The organism is Arsukibacterium sp., assembly GCF_041616895.1.
Lineage (GTDB): Bacteria > Pseudomonadota > Gammaproteobacteria > Enterobacterales > Alteromonadaceae > Alishewanella.
This window is the reverse complement of the sequence record NZ_JBFJPY010000159.1, coordinates 1-4,017: the sequence shown is the minus strand read 5'-3', so window position 1 is coordinate 4,017 and position 4,017 is coordinate 1. Positions and strand designations below refer to the sequence as shown.

The following is a 4,017-nucleotide window of genomic DNA, read 5'->3' as shown; positions in this document are numbered from 1 at the left end:
GTTGGTTTGTATGTTTGTGGTATCACCATTTACGATTATTGCCACGTCGGCCATGCCCGAACCTATGTTGCGTTTGACGTGATTAACCGCTACCTGCGCTTCTCTGGCTACGATGTCACCTATGTACGTAATATTACCGATGTTGACGATAAAATTATTAAGCGCGCGGCGGAAAACAACGAAAGTTGTGATGCGTTAACTGAGCGTTTTACTCAGGCAATGCATGCCGATTTTAACGCCTTAGGGTTATTACCGGCGGATATTGAGCCCAAAGTAACGACGCATATGGCAGAAATTATCAGCCTGATCGAAATTTTGGTAACCAAGGGCTTTGCTTACGTTGCAACAGACGGTGACGTATTATTCGATGTCAGTAAATACGATGCCTATGGTGAGCTTAGTCAGCAAAACCTGGAAATGCTGCAATCTGGCTCGCGGGTAGAGGTTGCAGACAATAAAGACGACCCACTGGATTTTGTACTGTGGAAAGGTGCTAAGCCTGGCGAGCCGTTCTGGCAATCTCCCTGGGGCAATGGCCGGCCCGGCTGGCATATTGAATGCTCGGCCATGAGTGCCAAGCATTTAGGCCAGCATTTTGATATTCATGGTGGCGGTTCTGACTTACAGTTCCCGCATCATGAAAATGAAATTGCCCAGTCGACCTGTGCCCACAACCATAAGTATGTGAATACCTGGATCCACACCGGTATGGTGCAGGTAGATAAAGAAAAAATGTCTAAATCACTAGGCAATTTTTTTACGGTTAAAGACGTGCTGATGCAATACAATGCCGAAGCGGTGCGCTATTTCCTGCTATCCAGCCATTATCGCAGCCAGTTAAATTACTCGGCTGAGAATTTGGAGCAAGCGCATGCTGCGTTAGGCCGCCTGTATACCGCACTGCGAAATGTGACGCCAAGCCACAGTATTGATTTAAAAAGCCCTTATATTGCCCGGTTTAAAGCGGCAATGGATGATGACTTTAACACCCCGGAAGCCTTACCCGTATTGTTCGAACTGGCGCGTGAAGTAAACCGTTTTAAAGAAGCTGAGCCAGCCAAAGCGGCTGAGTTAGCCGCCTTGCTAAAACTGTTAGCGGGAGCTTTAGGTATGCTGCAAGGTGATGCTGAAGCGTTCTTACAGAGCGGCGCATCAACAGATGATGTCGCAGAGATTGAAGCGTTAATTGCTAAACGTAATACTGCCCGCACTAACAAAGACTGGGTTGCAGCCGATGCCGCGCGCGATGCGCTGACCGCCAAAGGCATTATTGTTGAAGATAAAAATGGTGTTACCAGCTGGCGTAAAGGCTGATTTAATACCTTTGATAAAAAAACCGCCTGTTGGCGGTTTTTTGGCTTAATCTATCATCACGACTAAATCTGAGCGAATAAACTGCGATAATATAGCCTGATGTTGCTGCTCCCACACACCCATGGCCTGGCCGTTATCCGTGGTTATTTGTTCAATAAAAGCATGGGATAACGCCTGAGTGGCGGCTTTTATTACCTGCTGCTGTGACGTGGTATCTTTACTGCCGCGCCAACCAGAAAAAATATTGTGGCTGCCTGAGCTAAACACCGCCAGCACTTTGTAGCTGCTGGCCATGGCGTTATACAAGTCAAACCGGTCTTGTGGTGATGAATAATAACCCGGCACCCGAATTTCATCTTCGGTGGTAGTGATATGCAAAGTGGGAATGTTTACGTCAGCCAGCACTTTATTCAGCGGTTGATCGTCATAAAAAGGCGGCGCTGAAATTAAAATAGCTGCTTTAATGCGATCGTCTTTCAGACTTATCAGAGCGCCATTTTGCTCAACTTGCGCACCGCTTAATAACATAGCGGTGTTTGCGCCATAAGAATGGCCCGCCATCACAATATTTTGCTTATCAAAATATGCCGCGTGTTCTGATGCCAGGATCTGGTCCAAAGCAAACTTTACATCCTGGACTCTGGCCAACGCTTCAGGTGCATCTGCCGCGTCCATCAACCGGAAAGGTAGTGTCAGCCTACTGCCGCGCCAGACTTTCCGATCGCTGCCGTCATGCTGTACATGCAAGCTGGCATAGCCGTGGCTGGCCCAATACTGACCCAGGTAAGCGTAACGCTCTTTCGAACCTCCTAAACCATGAGAGAAGATAATTAAAGCGTTGGCTTTTTGCTGCCGCGAGGGTTTAAACAACAAAGCCGGCACAAGCCGCTCTCTGCTTGAGTCCTGCCAATTGAAGCTAATTTCTTCAATGCTTAACCACAGCCGCTCCGCTACTTCTGCCGAGTACTTTACTGAAGGTAAATTCAGTTGCTGTTGCCAGGCAACGTTATCCGCCGTCGGCTTATGCGCGCATCCGTTTAACGAGATCAGAAAAAATATAATAAAAGCGGTGCCGCCGAATGCTTTTACACTGAAAGGAGATAGCATTAACAGTCCTCTTTGCTAAACTAATTTTGATATTACGACCAAAAGTGCGTTGAGGTTTGGTTACCGTTTTTTTTGTCATGTCTATATGGCGCCGGGTAGTGGCAGGTTTAACCAGAAAGTGACGGATTTACATAGGCGACGGTACAGCAAGGGGAAAGGCCGGCAGCGGCAATTACCGCTGCCCGTCAGTGTTAGTGTTTGTCGTGGTATAGCTCGCACGCTTCCAGTGTGTTTTCAATTAAGCTGGCCACGGTCATTGGCCCAACGCCACCGGGTACCGGTGTAATATAGCGTGCGTGTTTTACTGCAGTGTTATATTCAACATCGCCAACCAGTTTGCCGCTGTCCAGCCGGTTAATGCCAACGTCGATAACCAAAGCACCCGGTTTTACCCAGTCTCCCGGGATGAATTCCGGCCGGCCTACGGCAACTACCAGTAAATCGGCCCGGCGTACCTGGGCTTCCAGATTTCTGGTAAATTTATGGCATACCGTAGTGGTGCATCCTGCTAATAAAAGTTCTAATGCCATGGGGCGGCCGACGATATTCGATGCACCTACTACAACAGCATCCATACCTTTTACATTAACCCCGGTGCTTTGCAGTAAGGTCATAATGCCCTTAGGTGTGCAGGAACGCAGGGCGGGCATGCGCTGGGCCAGCCGGCCAATGTTATAAGGGTGAAAGCCATCGACATCCTTATGCGGGACTATTCGCTCCAGAATAGCTGATGAGTCAAGGCCTGCAGGTAACGGCAGTTGCACCAAAATACCATCTACCGTATTGTCATTGTTCAGTTTATCGATTAAGTCAGTCAGTTGTTGCTCTGTGGTATCTGATGGTAAGTCGTAAGATACGGAATGAAAGCCCACTTCTTCGCAGGCTTTGCGTTTGCTGCCAACATACACTTGCGATGCCGGATCGACGCCCACCAAAACGACAGCTAACCCTGGTGCTCTTTTTCCTGCTTTTACTCGTGCTCTGACCTGAGCGGCGACTTTATCTTTTGTTGCCTGGGCTACTGCTTTGCCATCAATAATTTGTGCTGTCATGTTGGGGCTTCTCTGTCACTTTTTTAATCTCGCTATTTTCGCACAGCCGCTGCCAGAACTCCATCCTATGCATTTAATACGAAGAAAGGTTCAAATAATCAGCAATCGGCTGATTATTGCAAAAAAAGGTTTGACGCTTCAGGTGGCGGGCGTTAATATTCCGCCCCGTTGCAGCAGTGCAGCGAAGTCGGTGATTGGCGCAGCTTGGTAGCGCACTTGGTTTGGGTCCAAGGGGTCGCAGGTTCAAATCCTGCATCACCGACCAATTTTAAATTGGTATGGTTTACACGTGGTTTGATACTTTTAATCCACGGGTCGCAGGTTAAAATCCTGCATCACCGACCAACTATTTTTATAGCTTGGTAGGGCTTTCGATTTTGCGCCCGTAGCTCAGCTGGATAGAGCAACGCCCTTCTAAGGCGTGGGTCATAGGTTCGAATCCTATCGGGCGCGCCATAATAAGCGCAAAACAGTTTCAGTGGTGGTTGTAGCTCAGTTGGTAGAGCCCCGGATTGTGATTCCGGTTGTCGTGGGTTCGAGCCCC

3 protein-coding genes and 2 tRNA genes are annotated in these 4,017 nt (G+C 48.4%); 3 read left to right on the top strand and 2 right to left on the bottom strand.

Annotated elements, in window-relative coordinates; all coding sequences use genetic code 11:
• The coding region (gene cysS, locus ABY802_RS16115; protein ID WP_372628144.1) for a cysteine--tRNA ligase at positions 1-1,314 on the top strand (1,314 nt) is incomplete at its 5' end.
• 45 nt (positions 1,315-1,359) lie between these two features.
• Here the strand turns inward: cysS and ABY802_RS16110 are convergent.
• Positions 1,360-2,421 carry an alpha/beta hydrolase family protein gene (locus ABY802_RS16110; RefSeq protein WP_372628143.1) on the bottom strand — a complete coding sequence of 354 codons (1,062 nt, stop codon included), beginning with the start codon at positions 2,419-2,421 and terminating at the stop codon, positions 1,360-1,362.
• A gap of 191 nt (positions 2,422-2,612) precedes the next feature.
• A complete protein-coding gene (folD, locus tag ABY802_RS16105) occupies positions 2,613-3,473 on the bottom strand; it encodes a bifunctional methylenetetrahydrofolate dehydrogenase/methenyltetrahydrofolate cyclohydrolase FolD (RefSeq protein ID WP_372628142.1) in 861 nt (286 codons plus the stop codon).
• A 188-nt stretch (positions 3,474-3,661) separates the two neighbouring features.
• Between folD and ABY802_RS16100 the strand changes: the two genes are divergently transcribed.
• Together ABY802_RS16100 and ABY802_RS16095 are read left to right on the top strand one after the other, a co-directional pair.
• Positions 3,662-3,738: transfer RNA gene (locus ABY802_RS16100), tRNA-Pro, on the top strand.
• A 114-nt stretch (positions 3,739-3,852) separates the two neighbouring features.
• Positions 3,853-3,929, top strand: a tRNA-Arg gene (locus tag ABY802_RS16095).
• Positions 3,930-4,017 lie beyond the last annotated feature (88 nt).

Excerpts from the sequence above, each read along its gene's own strand:
- ABY802_RS16110 (WP_372628143.1), bottom strand. The coding sequence starts at position 2,421 with ATGCTATCTCCTTTCAGTGTAAAAGCATTCGGCGGCACCGCTTTTATT.
- folD (WP_372628142.1), bottom strand. The coding sequence starts at position 3,473 with ATGACAGCACAAATTATTGATGGCAAAGCAGTAGCCCAGGCAACAAAA.